The organism is Streptomyces sp. NPDC050504 (assembly GCF_044458065.1).
GTDB lineage: Bacteria > Actinomycetota > Actinomycetes > Streptomycetales > Streptomycetaceae > Streptomyces.
Genome location: NZ_JBITHO010000007.1, coordinates 41,289 through 60,354, shown reverse-complemented (window position 1 = coordinate 60,354; position 19,066 = coordinate 41,289). Strand labels below are relative to the sequence as shown.

General features: G+C 72.7%; 19 protein-coding genes. 10 read left to right on the top strand and 9 right to left on the bottom strand.

Annotation, left to right across the window (positions count from 1 at the left end):
- Nucleotides 1-230: 230 nt before the first annotated feature.
- Nucleotides 231-869 carry a uridine kinase gene (locus tag ACIBNE_RS26125; RefSeq protein ID WP_399275551.1) on the bottom strand — a complete coding sequence of 213 codons (639 nt, stop codon included), beginning with the start codon at nucleotides 867-869 and terminating at the stop codon, nucleotides 231-233.
- A gap of 156 nt (nucleotides 870-1,025) precedes the next feature.
- Between ACIBNE_RS26125 and ACIBNE_RS26120 the strand changes: the two genes are divergently transcribed.
- Nucleotides 1,026-2,399 (top strand): peptidase C39 family protein, encoded by a 1,374-nt coding sequence (locus ACIBNE_RS26120; protein WP_399275549.1) that lies wholly within the window; start codon nucleotides 1,026-1,028, stop codon nucleotides 2,397-2,399.
- Nucleotides 2,400-2,474: 75 nt separating this feature from the next.
- The gene (locus tag ACIBNE_RS26115; RefSeq protein WP_399275547.1) at nucleotides 2,475-2,621 is read left to right on the top strand and encodes an SCO1431 family membrane protein; all 147 of its coding nucleotides are present in this window, start codon (nucleotides 2,475-2,477) and stop codon (nucleotides 2,619-2,621) included.
- 59 nt (nucleotides 2,622-2,680) lie between these two features.
- Here ACIBNE_RS26115 and ACIBNE_RS26110 read toward each other — a convergent pair whose 3' ends face one another.
- Nucleotides 2,681-3,652 carry a DUF6114 domain-containing protein gene (locus ACIBNE_RS26110; protein ID WP_399275545.1) on the bottom strand — a complete coding sequence of 324 codons (972 nt, stop codon included), beginning with the start codon at nucleotides 3,650-3,652 and terminating at the stop codon, nucleotides 2,681-2,683.
- Nucleotides 3,643-4,257 (bottom strand): DUF6230 family protein, encoded by a 615-nt coding sequence (locus ACIBNE_RS26105; protein WP_399275543.1) that lies wholly within the window; start codon nucleotides 4,255-4,257, stop codon nucleotides 3,643-3,645. Before ACIBNE_RS26105 ends, ACIBNE_RS26110 begins: the two co-directional genes overlap by 10 nt.
- Before the next feature lie 66 nt (nucleotides 4,258-4,323).
- Here ACIBNE_RS26105 and ACIBNE_RS26100 point away from each other — a divergent pair, with 66 nt between their 5' ends.
- Complete coding sequence (locus ACIBNE_RS26100) at nucleotides 4,324-4,962, top strand: TetR/AcrR family transcriptional regulator (RefSeq protein WP_399275541.1); 639 nt, start codon at nucleotides 4,324-4,326, stop codon at nucleotides 4,960-4,962.
- 81 nt (nucleotides 4,963-5,043) lie between these two features.
- Here ACIBNE_RS26100 and ACIBNE_RS26095 read toward each other — a convergent pair whose 3' ends face one another.
- Nucleotides 5,044-6,318, bottom strand: a complete 1,275-nt coding sequence (locus ACIBNE_RS26095; RefSeq protein ID WP_399275539.1) for a glycoside hydrolase family 18 protein — start codon at nucleotides 6,316-6,318, stop codon at nucleotides 5,044-5,046.
- A gap of 313 nt (nucleotides 6,319-6,631) precedes the next feature.
- Between ACIBNE_RS26095 and ACIBNE_RS26090 the strand changes: the two genes are divergently transcribed.
- The 3 genes from ACIBNE_RS26090 (at nucleotide 6,632) to ACIBNE_RS26080 (ending at nucleotide 10,512) form a co-directional block, all read left to right on the top strand.
- Nucleotides 6,632-7,804 carry an acyl-CoA dehydrogenase family protein gene (locus ACIBNE_RS26090; RefSeq protein ID WP_399275536.1) on the top strand — a complete coding sequence of 391 codons (1,173 nt, stop codon included), beginning with the start codon at nucleotides 6,632-6,634 and terminating at the stop codon, nucleotides 7,802-7,804.
- A 346-nt stretch (nucleotides 7,805-8,150) separates the two neighbouring features.
- A complete protein-coding gene (locus ACIBNE_RS26085; protein WP_399275534.1) occupies nucleotides 8,151-9,278 on the top strand; it encodes a hypothetical protein in 1,128 nt (375 codons plus the stop codon).
- Between the two features lie 142 nt (nucleotides 9,279-9,420).
- Nucleotides 9,421-10,512 (top strand): phosphotransferase family protein, encoded by a 1,092-nt coding sequence (locus ACIBNE_RS26080; protein WP_399275532.1) that lies wholly within the window; start codon nucleotides 9,421-9,423, stop codon nucleotides 10,510-10,512.
- Nucleotides 10,513-10,592: 80 nt separating this feature from the next.
- Here the strand turns inward: ACIBNE_RS26080 and ACIBNE_RS26075 are convergent, their stop codons facing one another.
- Complete coding sequence (locus ACIBNE_RS26075; RefSeq protein ID WP_399275530.1) at nucleotides 10,593-10,961, bottom strand: hypothetical protein; 369 nt, start codon at nucleotides 10,959-10,961, stop codon at nucleotides 10,593-10,595.
- Nucleotides 10,962-11,173: 212 nt separating this feature from the next.
- Here ACIBNE_RS26075 and ACIBNE_RS26070 point away from each other — a divergent pair, with 212 nt between their 5' ends.
- The 4 genes from ACIBNE_RS26070 to fxsA all read left to right on the top strand — a co-directional run bounded on the left by ACIBNE_RS26070 (nucleotide 11,174) and on the right by fxsA (nucleotide 15,235).
- Nucleotides 11,174-11,614: an Lrp/AsnC family transcriptional regulator gene (locus tag ACIBNE_RS26070; protein ID WP_399275528.1), complete on the top strand. Its 441-nt coding sequence runs from the start codon at nucleotides 11,174-11,176 to the stop codon at nucleotides 11,612-11,614.
- Nucleotides 11,615-11,706: 92 nt separating this feature from the next.
- Entirely contained in the window at nucleotides 11,707-13,317 is a 1,611-nt protein-coding gene (locus ACIBNE_RS26065; RefSeq protein WP_399275526.1) for an amidohydrolase, read from the top strand.
- A gap of 542 nt (nucleotides 13,318-13,859) precedes the next feature.
- Nucleotides 13,860-14,627, top strand: coding sequence for a polyprenol monophosphomannose synthase (locus ACIBNE_RS26060; protein ID WP_399275524.1), 768 nt, complete (start codon nucleotides 13,860-13,862; stop codon nucleotides 14,625-14,627).
- Nucleotides 14,628-14,644: 17 nt separating this feature from the next.
- Complete coding sequence (gene fxsA, locus ACIBNE_RS26055; RefSeq protein WP_399275522.1) at nucleotides 14,645-15,235, top strand: FxsA family membrane protein; 591 nt, start codon at nucleotides 14,645-14,647, stop codon at nucleotides 15,233-15,235.
- Between the two features lie 310 nt (nucleotides 15,236-15,545).
- Here fxsA and ACIBNE_RS26050 read toward each other — a convergent pair whose 3' ends face one another.
- The 4 genes from ACIBNE_RS26050 to ACIBNE_RS26035 all read right to left on the bottom strand — a co-directional run bounded on the left by ACIBNE_RS26050 (nucleotide 15,546) and on the right by ACIBNE_RS26035 (nucleotide 19,042).
- Nucleotides 15,546-15,920 carry an RNA polymerase-binding protein RbpA gene (locus ACIBNE_RS26050; RefSeq protein WP_015032218.1) on the bottom strand — a complete coding sequence of 125 codons (375 nt, stop codon included), beginning with the start codon at nucleotides 15,918-15,920 and terminating at the stop codon, nucleotides 15,546-15,548.
- A gap of 266 nt (nucleotides 15,921-16,186) precedes the next feature.
- A complete protein-coding gene (locus ACIBNE_RS26045) occupies nucleotides 16,187-17,545 on the bottom strand; it encodes an MFS transporter (protein ID WP_399275520.1) in 1,359 nt (452 codons plus the stop codon).
- A 28-nt stretch (nucleotides 17,546-17,573) separates the two neighbouring features.
- Entirely contained in the window at nucleotides 17,574-18,338 is a 765-nt protein-coding gene (locus ACIBNE_RS26040) for a glycerophosphodiester phosphodiesterase family protein (RefSeq protein WP_399275518.1), read from the bottom strand.
- Nucleotides 18,335-19,042 (bottom strand): YitT family protein, encoded by a 708-nt coding sequence (locus ACIBNE_RS26035; protein WP_399275516.1) that lies wholly within the window; start codon nucleotides 19,040-19,042, stop codon nucleotides 18,335-18,337. The genes ACIBNE_RS26040 and ACIBNE_RS26035 overlap by 4 nt, the downstream gene beginning before the upstream one ends.
- Between the last annotated feature and the right edge of the window lie 24 nt (nucleotides 19,043-19,066).

Sequence of the window (19,066 nt, the reverse complement as noted above, 5' to 3'; positions counted from 1 at the left end):
GACGAGTCGTCCGCGATGGTGACCCAGGGTGAGCGTCAGGCGCCGGATTGCCGCCGGAAAGCGGGCGAAGAAGGGCCCTGAGGGCAGAACGAAGCCCCCGATCACGGGGGAACAACCGGGGGCTTCGCGTCCGCGGCGGCTCCGAAAAGCCGCACATTGAGAACGTAAGACCTGTACGGCCCCTGGGTCAAGCCGAGTTGAGCCATCCCCGAGGGCTGATTTCCGACTGCTCAGTACGGCGGCGCATGACCGTCACCGTGTGTGACAGTGTGGTTCGGGCTTGCTGTCACAGGAGTCACAGGAGTCACCTCGTATCCCTCCCGCAACTGCCGTACCAGAAAATCGGCGTGCGGCCGCGAGGGATCCCGGGCGAAATGGCGGGACTCCGCCACTGTCCAGCCGTCCCAGAAACCGGACTGCGCCGCTCCGTCCCGCGCCCTGCCCCGCGCCCAGGACGCGGCGGGACCCAGCTCCATCCAGAGCAGCGCGGCGAGCGAGGGCCGCAGCTCGCCGCGCCCCGCGCCCACCCCCTCCAGCAGCACCACGGGGGCCGGGTCCAGCGGGCGGGGCGGCCCGAAGGCGCGCAGCTCCCAGTCGTACGGGGTGTAGAGCGCGCGCTCGCCCCGGGAGAGCGGCCCCGTCACCTGTGCGGCGAGCCGGTCCGTCCAGGCGAAGAGCCGCTCGTGGCTGGCGATGTCGTCGAGGTGCAGCACGGGCGCGCCGCCGAGCGCGTCCGCGAGCCGCGCGGCGAAGGTGCTCTTGCCGGAGCCCGCGTGGCCGTCGACCGCGACCAGCCGCACGGGGCCGCAGGAGGCCGGCAGCGCGCGCAGGCGGTCGGCGAGGCGGCCGAGGCCGTTGGGGTGATCCATTGTGCCCAGCCTAGGCGCAGCCGCCGCGCGGCTCCCGGCGGGCGCCAGTGGACGAGACCAATATTGGTGGCGCGGCGGCGGTCCGCGAACCTGGTCGAACGGCCCGGGGGCCGCGATAGTGGCCGCACTGTCGCGCTCTCTACCGGGGGTCCCGCCATGACCAGACCTACTTCGCGCAGATCCGTACTGACGGCCGCCATCGCGGTGGCCGCGGGGGCCGGCGGGTTCGCCTCCCCGTCCGGCGCCGCCGCGGCCCCCGCGGGCTCCGCTGTCCTGCCCGCCGCGGCCCCGCGCCCGAAGCCCCTCGTGGACAACCGCTTCTGGAGCACGTACGCCGAATGGCGCCGGGGCAAGGGGCGGGGTACCCGCGCGGTGTCCGGCCGCCGCCCCGGCGTGGTGCTGCACTCGTCGGCGGGGCGCAGGGAGTACACCGACCCGCACACCGGACGGGCCTCCGCCTGGGAGTACGCCACCTGGACCTCGCCCGTGCACCGCCCCGCCGTCCCCGCCACGGAGCTCATCGCCTCCTGGAACGCCCACGTCCCGGCCGGCACCTGGATCGAGGTCGAGCTGCGGGGCACGTACACCGACGGCACCGCCACCCCCTGGTACGTGATGGGGCGCTGGGCGGCGGGCGACGACGACATCAGGCGCACGTCGGTGGACGACCAGACCGACGGCAGGAGCACCATCTGGACGGACACGTTCTCGCTCGACGACCCGGCGAGCGGGCTGCGCGTCGTCTCGTACCAGCTGCGCCTGACGCTGTTGCGCAGGCCGGGCACGCGGCTCACGCCGACCGTCTGGCGGCTCGGCGCGATGGCGTCCGACGTCCCGGACCGCTTCACCGTGCCGGCCTCGGCCCCCCGGCTCGCGCGCGAGCTGAAGGTGCCGCGCTACTCGCAGAACACGCACGTCGGGCAGTACCCGGAGTACGACAACGGCGGCGAGGCGTGGTGCAGCCCCACCTCCTCGCAGATGATCATCGAGTACTGGGGCCGCAGGCCCACCGCGAAGGACCTGGCCTGGGTGAATCCGGCCTTCGCCGATCCGCAGGTCTGCCACGCGGCCCGGTTCACCTTCGACCACCAGTACGAGGGCTGCGGGAACTGGCCCTTCAACGCCGCCTACGCGGCCACCTACCGCGATCTGAACGCGGTCGTCACCAGGCTCTCCTCCCTCGCCGACCTGGAGCGGCTCGTCAGGGCGGGCATTCCGGCCATAACGTCACAGTCCTTCCTCAAGGAGGAGCTGACCGGCGCGGGCTACGGCACGGCGGGCCACCTGATGACCGTGATCGGCTTCACGCGGGACGGCGACGTGATCGCCAACGACCCGGCGTCGCCCAGCAACGAGGCCGTCCGCCGGGTGTACAAAAGGCGCGAATGGGAGAACATCTGGCTCCGGACCAAGCGCTACAACGCCTCGGGCAGAGTGGTGTCCGGCACAGGAGGGGTCTGCTACCTCTACTGGCCCGCGCACCCGACGTCCGCGCAGCGCAAGGCACTTGGCGCACTCGGCATCCACTGAGGGGCCGCGCGGCCCGCGGGGCAGTGACCCACGTCATGTACCCCGCGGGCCGCGCCCGCTGGCACTGTGTCTGCCATGACCGCCCTCACCTCGGCCTTCGCGGCCCGCCGGGTCCGCACCGGTGGCCCCAAGGACAACGGCCCCAAGATCCTCGAACACGCCCTGGGCTGGACGCTCGTCGTCCTGCTCGCGGTGTTCGTCACGCGGGCGGGCCTGTTCTGAGCCGCGCCGCCGCCACGGCCGTACGCCGGCCGCCGCCCGGCCGCACGACGGCCGCGGCTTCATGACGCCGCCAGCCTGAGCCCGTCCGTGACGATCAGGTCCGACGTGACCAGCGCCTGCTCGGCGGTGACGTCGGTCATGAAGACGAAGGGCGGGACGACCGGCGGCACCGGCAGCCCGTCCGGGGTGAAGGTGACGCAGAGGACGCCCTCGATGCAGCCGCTGAACCTGGTCAGATAGAGCGTGACGCGCCCGCTCAGCTCCAGCGTGTCGGCGCTCAGCGCCAGCTCGTCCCGCCCGTCGCGGGTCCTCAGCCGGTAGTCGGTGAGCGAGGCCGACTCCATCCTGAGCACCATCACCTTCAGCGGCCCGCCCGCGGTCGGCACCTCGCGCACGCCCGCGAAGAGGAAGCCGTGCGGGGCGAAGAGCGTGGTGGTGACCGTCGGGGGAGTGCGCACGGCGGTCGGCGGTTCGGCGGCCCGCGCCCGCGCGAGGGGGCCCGCCACCGCCAGGGCGAGCAGCACGGGCAGGGCGAAGGCCAGGGCGCGGTGCCCCTGCGGGCCGGCGGCCGGCGGAGGCCCGTCGGCTCCTCCCGGTTCCCCTTCCCCTTCCGCTTCCTGCGCGGGTTCCGCTTCCCGTACGGGCGTCCAGGCGAAGCCCATCGCGCTGCCCGCGATCCCCAGGGCCATGCCGACCAGGAAGCCGCCGAGGTTGGTGGCGGCGAAGGAGAGCACGGAGAGGATCAGCGCGTTGATCGAGACGTAGGCGCGGGCGTGCGGCAGGAACCACAGGAAGAGCCCCGCCGCGATCAGCGCGAGCCCGATGCCGAGGGCGGCGATCCCGCCGAGCCCCAGACTGACCAGGACCGTCACCGGGGAGAGCGGCGCGAGCAGCAGCTCGGCCCCGGCGAGCACCAGCAGCAGCCCGGCCCAGAAGGGCCGGGTGCGGCGCCAGGCACGCAGCCTTCGCCGGGCGCCCGGCAGCGGCGGCCACCGGTTCGGCAGGCCCTTTCGCGCGAGCGCTAGAAGCACTGCTTGCCGTCCAGGCTCACGTTCAGCCGCATGCCCTTCAGCCGGAAGTTCCCGCCGGTCGCCGACCAGGCGCGCGACCGCACGCCGACCACTTCGATGTCCCCGGCCTGGAGCCCGAACTTTCCGGGTTCGCCCTTCACCCCCCGCACCCGGTCGAGGGTGGAGGCGTCCCGGCCGATCTCGGCCGTGCCGAAGCGGGCGTCGCCCGTCAGGTCCTCGCCGTCGATGACGAGGTTGCTCGCGGTGACCTCCCCGGCGCTGCCGCCCGCGGTGAGTTTGAAGACGACCTTGCCGAGAGGGGTGTCGACCGCGGCGGACTGGCAGATGTCGCTGAGCCGGGCGTCCCCGATGCCCAGCAGCGCCACCGGGTGGCCCTTGCCGTCCACGTCCCGGTCGATGTGGACGTAGGAGGCGAGGCCCTGGCTGGTCAGCCTGCCCGACGAGACCTGGAAGCTGGTCCCGGATACGGCGAAGGAGGCGGCGAGCGCCCCCTGGGCCGTCACGGCCGCCAGTGCGCCGACCGCCAGGACCGCGGGCACGGCGACGGCGGCGGCCTTCTTCCAGGACGTCCGGCCTTCGGTCAACGGCCGCTCGAATGTGCTCACTTGATCCTCCCGTACGTCTGCCATACTGCGGGGATTCCTGTGGCAGTCCGGAGAGTAGGGCCGAATTTGAATAATAGTCAACAGCGCGGAACGGCCGAGCGTTCCCAGGCGCGGCGCGCCGAACTCATCGCGACCGGAAGGAAGTTGTTCGCCGACACCTCCTACGACGCGCTGTCCATGGACGACATCGCGGCGCACGCGGGCGTGGCCAAGGGGCTGATCTACTACTACTTCAAGTCCAAGCGGGGCTACTACCTGGCGATCGTCGAGGACTCGGTCGCGGGCCTGGTGGCGCGCGCCGCCAGCGACACCGAACTGCCGCGCGCCGAACGCGTCCGGCGGACCGTGGAGGGCTATCTGCGCTACGCGCGCAACCACGAGGCGGCGTACCGCACCGTCGTATCGGGCGGCGTCGGCTTCGACCCCCAGGTCCAGTCGATCCGCGACACGGTGCGCGAGGCGCTGATCGAGACGCTCGCCGAGGGCGCGTACGGCCGCCCCGACATCCCGCAGGTCGCCCGGCTCGCACTGATCGGCTGGATGAGCGCGGTGGAGGGCGTCACGCTCGACTGGCTGGCGCGGCAGGCGGAGCAGGGCGGCCCCGACCTGCTGACGGTCCGCGACCTGCTGGTGCGGCTGCTGCGCGGGGCGCTGCACGCGATCGAGGAGTTCGAGCCGGACTTCCCGGCGCCGGAGCCCGCCTGAACCCGGGCGCGGGAAAGGGGCGGGGGAGCATCCCCCGCCCCTCGTGGAGCGCCCGGCCGTCCCGGGTTCAGACGCGGGCTCTCAGCGAATGGACTTGATCAGCTCGCCGTTCGCGGTGTCACCGCTCAGCTCCCAGAAGAAGGTGCCGCCCATGCCCTGCTGGTCCTTGTAGGCCATCTTGCCCGCGATCGTCGCCGGGGTGTCGTAGCTCCACCAGTTGGTGCCGCAGTGCGCGTAGGCGGTCCCGCCGACCGTGCCGTTCGACGGGCACTTGGCCTTGAGCACCTTGTAGTCCTCGATGCCCGCCTCGTACGTCCCCTGCGCGGGCCCGGTCGCCGTTCCGCCGGGCGCCTTCTGGGTCACACCGGTCCAGCCGCGCCCGTAGAAGCCGATGCCCAGCAGCAGCTTGCCCGCGGGGATGCCGAGCCCCTTGAGCTTGGCGGTCGTGGCGGCGGTGTCGAAGCCCTGCTGCGGGATGCCCGGGTAGGCGGTGAGGGGGGAGTGCGGGGCCGTCGGGCCGTTCTTGGCCCAGGCGCCGAAGTAGTCGTACGTCATGGGGTTGTACCAGTCGAAGTACTGCGCGGCCCCGGCGTAGTCGGTGGCGTCGATCTTGCCGCCGGCCGAGGCGTCCGCGGTGATCGCGGCGGTGAGCAGGTTCTTCGTGCCGAACTTGGCGCGCAGCGCGGCGGCCACGTTCTTGAAGGCGGTGCGCCCGCTGGTGTCGCAGCTGAGGCCGCAGGCGTTGGGGTACTCCCAGTCGATGTCGATGCCGTCGAAGACGTCGGCCCAGCGCGGGTCCTCGACCAGTTTGTAGCAGGAGTCGGCGAACGCGGCGGGGTTGCGGGCGGCCTCGGCGAAGCCGCCCGACCAGGTCCAGCCGCCGAACGACCAGATGACCTTGAGGTTCGGGTGCTTGGCCTTGAGCTTGCGCAGCTGGTTGAAGTTGCCGCGCAGCGGCTGGTCCCAGGTGTCGGCCTTGCCGTCGACGGACTGGTCGGCGCCGTACGCCTTCTCGTAGTCGGCGTAGGAGTCGCCGATGGTGCACCTGCCGCCCTGGACGTTGCCGAAGGCGTAGTTGATGTGGGTGAGCTTGGCGGCCGAGCCCGAGGTCTCGATGTTCTTGACGTGGTAATTGCGCTGGTAGACACCCCAGTTGGTGAAGTAGCCGACCACTTTGCTACCGGCTGCCTGCGTGTCGGCGGACGGGGCGCCCGCGGCCCGCGCGGCACCGGCGGGCGCTGCGGTCCCGGCCGCGTCGGCCGACGCGGTGCCCGAGGCGCCGAGCAGTCCGGCGCCCAGCAGGGCCGTACAGAGGGCGGCGACGAGCGCCCTTGAGCGGGTGGGGGGACGGTTCATGGGATCTCCTCGTGGGGGAGGGAGAGTTGACATGAACGCGCGGATGCGTGCTCGCTGGGACCGTAGAAGGACTAGACCACTGAGTCAATGGTTCGGACCACTTCCGTTCACCGCGTGTCGCGGGGGCGTCGGCCGTCATCCGTTCCCGCCGACCCGTGACGGACGCCGCCCGATCGGGCATACTCAACCCGCCACAGCCCGCTGATCAGCCAGCCTTCCGCAATCCGGGAGTGCTGCACGGACCGGCGAGACCCGGCGGCGCCGCCCACCCCGCGCGCCCGCCGTCGTGCCCGACATGGAGGAGAGCGCCGCAATGCCCGACCGCGCCCCGCAGCCGGTGGAACGCCAACTGCCCACCGATGAGTCGAGGGACCTGCTCGCGCTCGTGCGCGACATCATCCAGCGGGAGATCGCCCCCCGCGCGGCCGAAGAGGAGGACGCGGGCCGCTTCCCGCGCGACACCTTCGCACTGCTCTCCGAATCGGGCCTGCTCGGACTGCCGTACGACTCCGAGTACGGCGGCGGCGACCAGCCGTACGAGGTCTACCTCCAGGTCCTGGAAGAGCTCGCCGCCGCCCGCCTCACCGTCGGCCTCGGCGCCAGCGTCCACACCCTGGCCTGCCACGCGCTCGCCGGGTACGGCACCAAGGAGCAGCGCTCCGAGCACCTCGCCGGCATGCTCGGCGGCGGCCTGCTGGGCGCCTACTGCCTCTCCGAGCCCGCGTCGGGATCGGACGCCGCGTCGCTGCGCACCAAGGCCGTCAGGGACGGCGACGACTGGGTGATCACGGGTACGAAGGCGTGGATCACCCACGGCGGCGTTGCCGACTTCTACACGGTCCTGGCCAGGACCGGCGGCGAGGGCGCCCGGGGCATCACGGCCTTCCTGGTGCCGGGCGACGCCGAGGGGCTGAACGCCGCGGTGCCCGAGAAGAAGATGGGCATGAAGGGCTCGCCCACCGCCCAGCTCAACTTCGACGGCGTGCGCGTCCCCGACGCCCGCCGCATCGGCGAGGAGGGCCAGGGCTTCGCCATCGCGCTCGCCGCGCTCGACTCGGGGCGCCTGGGCATCGCCGCCTGCGCCATGGGCGTGGCCCAGGCGGCCCTGGACGAAGCCGTGGCGTACGCCGCGGGGCGCGAGCAGTTCGGCCGCCCCATCGCGGACTTCCAGGGGCTGCGCTTCATGCTCGCCGACATGGCCACCCAGATAGAGGCGGGCCGGGCCCTGTACCTCGCGGCGGCGCGGCTGCGCGACACGGGCCGCCCCTTCTCCCGGCAGGCCGCGATGGCCAAGCTGTTCTGCACGGACGCCGCGATGCGGGTCACCACCGACGCGGTCCAGGTGCTCGGCGGCTACGGCTACACCGTCGACTTCCCCGTCGAACGCTACATGCGCGAGGCCAAGGTGCTCCAGATCGTCGAGGGCACCAACCAGATCCAGCGCATGGTCATCGCCCGCCATCTCGCTGGTCCCGAGACCCGCTGAGCCACACGGGGGCCGCCGCGAGCCGGGTCCACTCCTGGTCGCGGCGGCCCGGCAGGGTCCTGCCCGCGCTCTCCCAATGGCGGACCAGCGCGCGGTAGATGGGCGGGTCCGCCAGGTGCGGAACCGATTCTGCTGGGCCGGTCGTCGCGAAGCCTGCGCGGCCCCACGCGGACGTCGTGTGCGGTGCGTTCACACCAGGGCAACGCCCGGTACCCGCCCGGGGTTATCGCCTCTTCCGCACGGATGTGAACAAGCGGCGTTCGCACACATCGTCGACGACACGGGTATGGCTCCCGGCGCGGCATCTGACGTACCGTCAAATCCCTTGCTGTCCGGGAGGTTTGCCATGTCAGTCGACGACCGGCCCGTCCCGCTCGACGAGTACCCGATCCACCAGGCGCCCCTGTCGATGAAGCACCTCGTCACCGGCGACCGCAATGCCTACGACCGCTGCATCTTCCACGTCTTCGACCACCGGGGCCGCGCCGTCCTCGTCGCGGGCCTCGGCGTCTACCCCAACACCGGCGTCATCGACGCCTACGCCACCCTGCGCACCGGAGACCTGCTGCACGCCGTCCGCGCCTCCGACGCCCTCACCGACGACCGGACGAACCTGTCCGTCGGACCGCTGCGCATCACCGTCGACGAGCCGCTGCGCCGCATGACCCTGCACTGCGCGGGCGACCCCCGGGACCCCGGCTCCCTCGCGTACGACATCGAGTGGACCGCCGACTTCCCCGCCCTCTGGGAGCCGCACCACACCCAGCGCAGGGGCGGGAGGCTGATCCTCGAAGGCCGCCGCTTCGTCCAGGCGGGCCACTGCACCGGCACCATCAGGGCGGGCGGCGAGGAGTTCACCGTCGCGGCGGGGGAGTGGACCGGCACGCGCGACCGCAGCTGGGGAGTGCGCCCCCTGCCCGGCGAAGAGGGCGGCAGGGCGGCGGCCGAGCACCGCCCCGAGGGCTTCCACTGGCTCTGGATCCCCGTCCGCTTCGACGACCGCTTCCTGATGGTGGTCGTCCAGGAGGACGCGGACGGCCACCGCTCCCTCAACGAGGCCGTCCTGGTGCGCGAGGGCGAGCGCGACCGCCAACTCGGCTGGCCGCAGGCCGACATCGCGTACCGCCCCGGCACCCGCCACCCCCAGAGCGCCGTCGTCCACCTGACGGGCCCCGACCGCAAGCCCCTCGAACTGGGCATCGAGGTCCTCGCCTCCTCGCCGCTCGCCGTCGGCGCGGGCTACCCGCCCGCCGACGACTGGCAGCACGGCAGTTGGCAGGGGCGCGGCTGGACCGACCGCAGGGTCTACGACCTCTCCGACCCCGCGGCCCACGCCGTCGCCGCGTACGGCGTCACCGACCACGCGGCCCGCTTCACGCTCGAAGGCCGCACCGGCTACGGGATCTTCGAGCACGGCAGCTTCGGCCGCCACGACCCGAGCGGCTTCACCGGCTACGCGTCCGTCGCCGACTGAGAGCCTGTGTCTGAACCTGGGCCGGGCGTGCGACGCCTGGCACGCACGCTGATCCGGCCCAGGTTCAGACACAGGCTCTGAGGCCCGCCGCCGTCCGGTCCGTCGACGTTCCGTCCCCCCCCCGGCGAAGGAGAGCGCAGCCATGGCCACGGCACCCCGCCCGCGCACCACCACCCGCGACCCCCTGGAGCTCGGCGAACGCCTGGAGCGCTGGCTCCGCGCCAGGCTCCCCGGCGCCCGCGCCACGGGCCTGCGGATCCCCGAGTCCAACGGCATGTCGAGCGAGACGCTGCTGTTCGACCTCGACCACCCCGACGCGCCGCACGGCCCCTGCGCCCTGCGCCTGGCGGCCGACCCCGCCGCGTACACCGTCTTCCCCGTCTACGACATGCCGCGCCAGCACCGGCTGATGCGCCTGGTCGCCGAGCACACCGACGTGCCCGTGCCGCGCGTGCTCTGGCTGGAGGAGGACCCGGCGGCGCTCGGGGCGCCGTTCTTCGTGATGGCCCGCGCGGAGGGCCGCGTGCCGCCGGACGTCATGCCCTACACCTACGAGGGCAACTGGCTGCACTCCGCGACCGACGCCGAACGCGACCGCCTCGAAGCGGCCACCGTCTCCGTCCTCGCGCGGTTGCACACGCAATTCCCGGTGGAGGAGGCGGAGTTCCTGCTGCCCGAAGGCGACGGCTCGCCGCTGCGGCGGCACGTCACCGCCCAACGCGCCTACTACGAGTGGGTGGTGGACGGCGTTCCGCGCTCACCGCTCATCGAGTCGGCGTTCGGCTGGCTGGAGCGGCACTGGCCCGACGACGAGGGCGCCCCGGTGCTCACCTGGGGCGACGCCCGCATCGGCAACATCGTCTACGACGGCTTCGAACCGGCGGCCGTGCTCGACTGGGAGATGGCCGCCTGCGGCCCGCGCGAACTCGACCTCGGCTGGACCGTCTACCTGCACCGCTTCTTCCAGGACCTCACGGTGGGATTCGGCCAACCGGGCCTGCCCGACTTCCTGCGGCGGGAGGCGATCGAGCGCCGCTACGCGGAGCTCACCGGACACGTGCCGCGCGCCATGGAGTTCCACACGCTCTACGCGGCGCTGCGCCACGCGATCGTCATGCTCCGCATCGCCCACCGCCAGCTGCACTTCGGCGAGGTGCGGCCGCCCGGGGACCCGGACGCGCTGATCATGCACCGGGCCAGCCTGGAGGCGATGGTGCGGGGCGCGTACTGGTGAGACGGCGCGCCGGGGGCCCGCACCGGCGCGGCCGCGTCGTACGACCGCCGGCTGCTGCCGGGCTCCGCCGCGTACGGGCCTCAGGCCGCGCGGCGCATCCGCGGGACCTTGATCGGGCGCGAGCCGGGCCCTCCGACGTGCGAGAACGGCTGCGTGCGCCAGTCGAGCCCCTGCGGCAGCGTCAGGAGCATGGCCATGTCCTGCTCCTGGGCCAGCGGCGACTCGTCGGCGCGCCGGGCGTCGGAGGCGAGCCGGCCGGTGCCGGGGCACACGGTCAGCCCGAAGGGGTTCCAGCGGGTGGGGCACAGGGCGTGCTCGGGCAGGACCTCCTCGTCGGCGAGGAGCGCGATGGGCTGCTCGCAGTCCGGGCAGAAGACCCGGTACATCTCGAAGGTGTCGTACACGTCCGGTGCGACGTCCTCGACGGATTCGGAGTTCAGATCTGGCATGGGAATCCCCCCTCGGGTGGGCCGAACAGGCACTCGCGTCCTCGGCCACAGCAAGCACTTCCCGCCAACCCACTCAGGTAACCGTGCGGTCACGACGGACACCTGCGATGGGGTGTGGCGTTCGTCACATGCCCGGCGCAGATGCCCCGCGGACGGCCATCGGGAACGTCGCGACTGTGCCCGGAGCGAACCGGGGTAATAGGTTGAGCCGCATGGAGGAGTTGGATCGTCAGATCGTTGAGTTGCTCGTCAAGGACGGCCGGATGAGCTACACCGACCTGGGCAAGGCCACGGGCCTGTCCACGTCGGCCGTTCACCAGCGCGTCCGCAGGCTGGAGCAGCGGGGCGTCATCAGGGGGTACGCCGCGGTGGTCGACCCGGAGGCGGTCGGGCTGCCGCTCACGGCGTTCATCTCGGTCAAACCCTTCGACCCGAGCGCCCCCGACGACATCGCCGAGCGCCTGGCGGGCGTGGCCGAGATCGAGGCGTGCCACAGCGTGGCGGGCGACGAGAACTACATCCTCAAGGTGCGCGTGGCGACCCCGCTGGAGCTGGAGCACCTCCTGACCCGGATCCGCTCGCTGTCGGGCGTCTCGACGCGCACGACGGTGGTGCTCTCGACCCCGTACGAGGCGAGGCCGCCCAAGGTCTGACGGGGCGGGGAGGCGCCGCGGGGGACGGCTGGCGGATCCCGCGGCCCGGGGCTGGAAACCGTCCCCCTCGGCCCGGCCCCTAGGCTGGCCGCATGAGCGAACACCGCACCGTGCTGCTGCGCGGTGGAGAAGTACACAGCCCCGCCGACCCGTTCGCGACCGCGATGGTCGTGGAACGCGGGCACGTCGCCTGGGTGGGCTCCGAGGGCGCGGCGGACGCCTTCGCCTCCGGCGTGGACGAGGTCGTCGACCTCGAGGGCGCCCTCGTCACCCCGGCCTTCACCGACGCGCACGTGCACACCACCGCGACCGGTCTCGCCCTGACCGGCCTCGACCTCTCCGGCGCCCGCACCCTCGCCGAAGCCCTGGACCTCGTACGGGCCCACGCGGCGGCCAGGCCCGGCGACCGGGTCCTGCTCGGCGGCGGCTGGGACGCGGCGCGCTGGCCCGAGCGACGGCCCCCGTCGCGCGCGGAGCTGGACGGGGCGACCGGCGGGCGCCCGCTCTACCTGCCGCGCGTCGACGTCCACTCGGCGGTCGTCACCACCGCGCTGCTCGACCTCGTGCCGGGCGTCCGCGACCTGGCCGGCTTCCGCGCGGACGCGCCGCTCACCGCCGCCGCCCACCACGCGGTGCGCGCCGCGGCCCACGAGGCGATCGCTCCCGCCCAGCGCACCGAGGCCCAGCGCGCCGCCCTCGCGCACGCCGCTTCGCTGGGCATCGGCACCGTCCACGAGTGCGGCGGCCCCGAGATCTCCGACGAGGCCGACTTCACGGCGCTCCTGGCGCTCGCCGCGTCCGACGAGCCGGGGCCGCGCGTCTTCGGCTACTGGGCCGACCTGGACGTCGAGCGGGCCCGCGAGCTGGGCGCGGTCGGCGCGGCGGGCGACCTCTTCGTGGACGGCTCGCTCGGCTCCCACACCGCGTGCCTGCACGCCCCCTACGCCGACGCGGGGGAGAGCACGGGATCCGCCCACCTCACGGCCGCCGACGTCGCCGCGCACGTCGCGGCCTGCACCGAGGCCGGGCTCCAGGCCGGGTTCCACGCCATCGGGGACGCCGCGCTCACGGCCGTCGTCGACGGGATGCGGGCCGCCGCCGAGAAGGTCGGGCCCGCCCGGGTCCGCGCCGCCAGGCACCGCGTGGAGCACGCGGAGATGCTCACCCCCGAGACCGTCGCGGCCTTCGCCGAGCTGGGCCTCACGGCGTCCGTGCAGCCCGCCTTCGACGCGGCCTGGGGCGGCGACGAGGGGATGTACGCCCAGCGGCTCGGCGTCGAGCGGGCGCGCACCCTCAACCCGTACGCCGCCCTGCTGCGCGCCGGCGTCCCGCTGGCCTTCGGCTCCGACGCGCCGGTGACCCCGCTGGACCCGTGGGGCACGGTCAGGGCCGCCGCCTTCCACCGGACCGCCGAGCACCGCGTCTCGGTGCGCGCCGCCTTCACGGCGCACACCAGGGGCGGCTGGCGGGCCGTCGGGCGGGACGACGCGGGCGTGCTCGTGCCCGGAGCCCCGGCCGACTACGCGGTCTGGCGCACCGACGAACTGGTGGTCCAGGCGCCGGACGACCGGGTGGCCCGCTGGTCGACCGACCCCAGGTCGGGGACCCCGGGGCTGCCCGATCTGACCCCCGGCGCCGACCTGCCCGTATGCCTGCGGACCGTGGTGCTCGGACAGACGGTCTACGCAAGGCCGAACGAGTGACGTCGGGACGTTTCGTCCCCCCGATGGCCGCCGTGCGGGTTCTCCCTGGACCTGCGTTTCTCCGGTCTTGACCTGCTTACTTCGGGAAAAGTCCCAGATCAGGCGAGTGTTGACAGAAAGCGCCCACTGACGGGTAGGTTCGGCCACGTCCACCACGGACGTCCGACCGGTCGAACCTCCACGCAGTCGTCGAACGCCGCTGGGTCAAGGTGGAGGTGTGCCGCACCGGCGCACCCCCGCCGGGAGCCAGGTTCAGCGCCCGCGCCTCGGGGGCGAGGGAAGGTTTTTTCCGGTGGGAAGGTGCGACCCGGGTGGGGCCCGGACGTTCAATAGACCACGGCTCTAGGTCGACCCGCAGCCAGCGGGTCCCAGGTCGGCCCGAAGGACCCTGGGCCCCCTCCGCACCTCTTCAGGCCATCGCCGCCACTGCTCCCGTACCACGCACATCCGTACATGTACGACACCCTGCCACCCGCGTAGGTCCGGCCCTCCCGGGCGCTCGCTATGGTGGTGCATCTGCGTACGGACTTTAAGGGGCAGTAGTGAAAGACGGCGGTCAGCGGCAGTACGGTCCGCTCGGCAAGGCATTGGTGATCATCCCGACCTACAACGAGGCGGAGAACATCAAGCCGATCGTGGACCGGGTGCGCGCCGCCGTCCCCGCGGCCGACGTCCTCGTCGCCGACGACAACAGCCCCGACGGCACCGGGAAGATCGCCGACGAGATCGCCGCCGAAGACCCCCGGGTCCACGTCCTGCACCGCAAGGGCAAGGAAGGGCTGGGCGCCGCCTACCTCGCGGGCTTCCGCTGGGGCATCGAGCGCGACTACGGCGTCCTCGTCGAGATGGACGCCGACGGCTCCCACCAGCCCGAGGAGCTGCCCCGGCTGCTCACCGCCCTCAAGAACGCCGACCTGGTCCTCGGCTCGCGCTGGGTCCCCGGCGGCCGGGTGGTGAACTGGCCCAAGAGCCGGCAGTTCATCTCCCGCGGCGGCTCCACCTACTCGCGCATCCTGCTCGACCTGCCGCTGCGCGACATCACCGGCGGCTACCGCGCCTTCCGCAGGGAGACCCTGGAGGGCCTGGGCCTGGACTCGGTCGCCTCCCAGGGCTACTGCTTCCAGGTCGACCTCGCCCGCAGGACCGTCGAGGCGGGCTACCACGTAGTCGAGGTGCCGATCACCTTCGTCGAGCGGGAGGTCGGCGACTCCAAGATGAGCCGCGACATCCTCGTCGAGGCGCTGTGGCGGGTCACCGGCTGGGGCATCGGTGCACGCACCAACAAGCTCCTTGGCCGCAAGCCTTCCTGACCAGGCACACTGGGGGCATGACGACCGGCGCACCGCAACCGACCACTGCCCCCCGGCGCTCGCGCGCCCGTACTTTCGTGCCCCTCGCCATCGCCGCCTGGCTGGTGCTGGAGATCTGGCTGCTGACCGTCGTGGCCGGCGCGACGAGCGGATTCGTCGTCCTGCTGCTGATCGTGGCGGGCGGCCTGCTCGGCGCGACGGTCATCAAGCGGGCGGGCCGCAGGGCCTTCAAGAGCCTCACGGAAACGCTTCAGCAGCAGTCGGCGCCCGGGGCGGGCGACCGCCCGTCCGGCGGCGCCGACGGCTCGGGCAACGGCTTCCTGATGCTCGCCGGACTCCTCCTGATGCTGCCCGGCCTCGTCTCGGACGCGCTCGGCCTGGTGCTCCTGGTGCCGCCGGTGCGCACGGCGCTGGCCAAGTACACCGAGAGGACGCTGGAGCGGAAGATGAGCGCCATGGCGCCCGGCGGCCTCGGCGACGCCTTCCAGCAGGCTCGCATTCACCGGCCCGACGGAAAGGTCGTGCAGGGTGAGGTCATCAGGGAGGACGGCGGTCCTGCGGGCCCGACCCGCCACGACAACGGCCCCAGGCCGCCGTTGACCCCCTGAGGGGGGTGCCGTGCGTTCCCCCGGGCGGTGGCCGGTCGGCCACCGCCCGGGGGTCGTAGCGCGGGCGCCGGGGGGGGGCGTACCGTGCCCGCACAGCGCGACGCGGGCACGCGTACGACGGCCGGGAGCGTCCGGGCGGTGCGCGGGTCAGGGCGACGCACGGACGGGCGACGCACAGGACGGACAACGCAGACGAGCCGAGGGCCGCGACGCTGATGCTGTCGCGGCCCTCGGCTCTTGTGCTGCCTACTGCGGTACTGCCTACTGCTCTACTGCGCGGCGGTGGCCCGCCCCGCGCGCCGGTGGGGCGCTACGCGGACTTCCTGCTGTCGCGCGGATGCACGGCGATGTTCATGGCGCCGGAGCGCAGGACGGCCAGCCTCTCGGCCAGCACCTCCTCCAGCTCCTCGCGGGTGCGCCGCTCCATGAGCATGTCCCAGTGCGTGCGCGCGGGCTTCCCCTTCTTCTCCTCGGGGCCGTCCCCGTCCACCAGGAGTGCCTGGATCCCGCAGACCTTGCACTCCCACTCCGGCGGAATCTCCGCCTCCACGGAGAAGGGCATCTCGAAACGATGACCCTTCTCACATGCGTACTCCACCGCCTGGCGCGGGGCCAGATCGATGCCGCGGTCGGTCTCGTAGCTGGTCACCACGAGGCGCGTGCCGCGAAGAGCTCGCTCACTCATGAATCGTGCCTCCCGGGCTTGTCGCCCACAGGACAGGTGTCGCTGTCGTCGTCATCCGGTCAACGTCCGGTCGTCGGCAAAGATTCCCGTTGCCGGTCATGCGTCGCCCGTCGTGCCGCTGCTTTTCAAACAATTGGGGTACCCGCCAGCGCCCGGTTCGTCACATCTGACAGAAGATGTCACCCAGTGCATTCATTTCTTCAGCGCGCAGTAACGGTCCGCCTGGCAGGCCAAAGGCGTACACTACCGGCCTTTCGATTCAACTGCTAAATCCGTTCAGGTACGGGGTTCCCCGCGGCCTCCACGGCCCGCCGCACCGGCACCCGTGCGAGCAGCACGAATCCGAGTGCGAAGAAGGCCGCGAGGGAGATGATCGCATCACGGTAGCTCCCGGTCAGCTGGTAGGCGAGGCCGAACACGAGCGGTCCAAGCCAGCTCAGTCCGCGGTCGCTCATCTCGTACGCGGAGAAGTACTCCGCCTCCTTGCCGCGCGGCACCAGGTGCGAGAAGAGCGAGCGGGAGAGCGCCTGGCTGCCGCCGAGCACCAGGCCGATCGCCGCCGCCAGGCAGAAGAACCAGACGGGCGCCCCCGCGGGCAGGAAGTATCCGGCCACCAGGATCGCCACCCAGACGGCGAGCGATCCGAGGATCGTCCGCTTGGCCCCGTGCGTCCTGGCGAGCCTGCCCATCCCCAGCGCCCCCGCCACCGCGAGCACCTGGACCAGCAGCACGGCGACGATCAGCGTCGTCTGGCCGAGCCCCAGCTCCTCGGAGCCGTACACCGAGGCCTGGGAGATCACCGTCTGCACCCCGTCGTTGTAGACGAGGTACGCGAGGAGGAAGGAGAGCGTCAGGGGGTGGCGGCGCATGTCCTTGAGCGTCGCCAGCAGATGGCGCCAGCCCGAGCCGACCGAGCCCTCGCCGCCCGGCGCCGCCGCGCGGTCGCGCAGCGTGCGCAGCGGGACCAGGGCGAAGGCGCCCCACCAGAGCCCGGCGGACGCCAGACAGATCCGCACGGCCATGGACTCGGACAGGCCGAACGAGTCGTGTCCCGAGTACAGGACCAGGTTCAGTACGAGGACCAGCGCCCCCGAGGTGTAGCCGAACGCCCATCCCCTGGACGAGACGGCGTCCCGTTCCTCGGGCGCGGCGATCTGCGGGAGGTAGGCGTTGTAGAGCGCCATCGAGACCGACAGCGAGGCGTTCGCCACGATCAGCAGGAACGCGCCCAGCAGATAGCGGTGCCCGTCCAGGAAGAACATCCCGGCCGTCGCGGCGGCCCCGGTGTAGGCGGCGGCGGCGAGCAGCGGCTTCTTGCGGCCCGTGCGGTCCGCCCTGGCGCCCGCGAGCGGCATGAGGACCACGGCCAGCACGATCGAGGCCGAGACGGAGTACGCGAAGAGCGAGCCCGCCCTGACCGGAACGCCCAGCGGGTGGACGTACCCCTCGTCGTCGGCCGCGGCCTTCGCCACGGCGGTGAGGTAGGGGCCGAGGAAGACCGTCACGACGCTCGTCGAGTAGACGGAGCAGGCGAAGTCGTAGAAGTACCAGCCGCGCTGTTCGCGTCTGCGCCCGGCGGCCGTCCCGCCGTCGCGGTCGGTGCTGTTCGCGGTGCCGGTGGTCAACCCGCGCCCCCTCGCTCGTCCCCGTGGATCAGACCCAGACCCCGCGCTCGGTCAGCACCGACCGCAGCGTCTGAAGATGATCGGTCATGATGCCATCCACGCCGAGGTCCAGGAGCGCGGCCATCCGCCCGGGGTCGTTGACCGTCCAGACGTGCACTTGGAGGCCGCGGGCGTGGGCGGTCCGCACGAAGCGGCGGTCGACGACGCGCACGCCGTTCTGGGTCTCGGGGACCTGGGCCGCCACGGCGCCGACCCGCAGCGCCGCCGGGATCCCGTACGAGCGCAGCCGCAGGCCCACCACGCCCCGCACGCCGTACGAGGTGGCCAGGCGGGGGCCCGCCAGGCGCAGCGCCCGCGCGACGCGGGCCTCGGAGAACGAACTGACGCAGACCCGGTCCCAGGCGCCCGTCCGCCTGACCAGGTCCACGAGGGGCTGGAGCGCGGGCCACGCCTTGACGTCGACGTTCCAGCGGGCCTCGGGGAACTCCTCCAGCAGCTCCTCGAAGAGCGGCAGCGGCTCCTTGCCCGCCACCCGCGCCCGCCCGACCTCGCTCCAGGGCAGCTCGGCGATCCTCCCGCGCGCGTCGGTCACCCGGTCGAGGGTCGCGTCGTGGAAGGCGACGAGGCGGCCGTCCGCCGTGGCGTGCACGTCCGTCTCGAAGTAGCGGTAGCCCTCGACGGCGGCGCGGCGGAAGGCGGCCGCGGTGTTCTCGATGCCGTCCGCGGCTCCGCCGCGGTGGGCGAAGGGGATCGGCGACGGGTGGTCCAGATAGGGATGGCGTGCGTGCGTCACTTGGGCAGTATGGACTGTTCCGGGGCGCTTGCCGCGGTCGCGGGGCTCTGGGCGACCACGGTGCTGGGCGGCTTCTCCTCGGAGGCCGTGAAGATCCGCAGGAAGAACTGCGCGAGCGGCCCGATGGCCAGGGCGTACGCCAGGGTGCCGATGCCGACCGAGCCGCCGAGGGCGAAGCCGGTCGCGACGACGGCCACCTCGATCGCGGTGCGCATCAGCCGGATGGAGCGGCCCGTACGGGCGTGGAGCCCGGTCATCAGTCCGTCGCGCGGCCCGGGGCCGAAGCGGGCCGCGATGTAGAGGCCGGTGGCGGCGCCGTTGAGGACGATCCCGGCGACCAGCAGGGGGACGTCGGCCGCGAGGCCGTAGGAGTGGTCGGGGACCAGGGCGAGCGTGGCGTCCATGGCCAGGCCGACGACGAAGACGTTGGAGACCGTGCCGAGGCCGGGCTTCTGCCGCAGCGGGACCCACAGGAGCAGCACGGCGGCGCCGACGACGATCGAGACGGTGCCGATGGTCAGGCCGGTCAGTTCGGAGAGCCCCTGGTGCAGGACGCCCCACGGTTCGAGTCCCAGCGCGCTGCGGACCAGCAGCGCCGAGCTGACGCCGTACAGGGCGAGCCCCACGTACAGCTGCGACAGCCGGCGGACGAGATGGCCTGACACTTCGTTTCCCCCCAAGGTGGTGGTACTGGACTGACACATGACACTCTGTGGCCGGGGATCGAA

Coding starts and splice junctions, on each gene's coding strand:
- ACIBNE_RS26075 (WP_399275530.1), bottom strand. CDS start 10,961: ATGCCAGATCTGAACTCCGAATCCGTCGAGGACGTCGCACCGGACGTG.
- ACIBNE_RS26065 (WP_399275526.1), top strand. CDS start 11,707: ATGAGCGAACACCGCACCGTGCTGCTGCGCGGTGGAGAAGTACACAGC.
- ACIBNE_RS26115 (WP_399275547.1), top strand. CDS start 2,475: ATGACCGCCCTCACCTCGGCCTTCGCGGCCCGCCGGGTCCGCACCGGT.
- ACIBNE_RS26125 (WP_399275551.1), bottom strand. CDS start 869: ATGGATCACCCCAACGGCCTCGGCCGCCTCGCCGACCGCCTGCGCGCG.
- ACIBNE_RS26085 (WP_399275534.1), top strand. CDS start 8,151: ATGTCAGTCGACGACCGGCCCGTCCCGCTCGACGAGTACCCGATCCAC.
- ACIBNE_RS26080 (WP_399275532.1), top strand. CDS start 9,421: ATGGCCACGGCACCCCGCCCGCGCACCACCACCCGCGACCCCCTGGAG.
- ACIBNE_RS26095 (WP_399275539.1), bottom strand. CDS start 6,318: ATGAACCGTCCCCCCACCCGCTCAAGGGCGCTCGTCGCCGCCCTCTGT.
- ACIBNE_RS26050 (WP_015032218.1), bottom strand. CDS start 15,920: ATGAGTGAGCGAGCTCTTCGCGGCACGCGCCTCGTGGTGACCAGCTAC.
- ACIBNE_RS26070 (WP_399275528.1), top strand. CDS start 11,174: ATGGAGGAGTTGGATCGTCAGATCGTTGAGTTGCTCGTCAAGGACGGC.
- ACIBNE_RS26120 (WP_399275549.1), top strand. CDS start 1,026: ATGACCAGACCTACTTCGCGCAGATCCGTACTGACGGCCGCCATCGCG.
- ACIBNE_RS26090 (WP_399275536.1), top strand. CDS start 6,632: ATGCCCGACCGCGCCCCGCAGCCGGTGGAACGCCAACTGCCCACCGAT.
- ACIBNE_RS26035 (WP_399275516.1), bottom strand. CDS start 19,042: ATGTGTCAGTCCAGTACCACCACCTTGGGGGGAAACGAAGTGTCAGGC.
- fxsA (WP_399275522.1), top strand. CDS start 14,645: ATGACGACCGGCGCACCGCAACCGACCACTGCCCCCCGGCGCTCGCGC.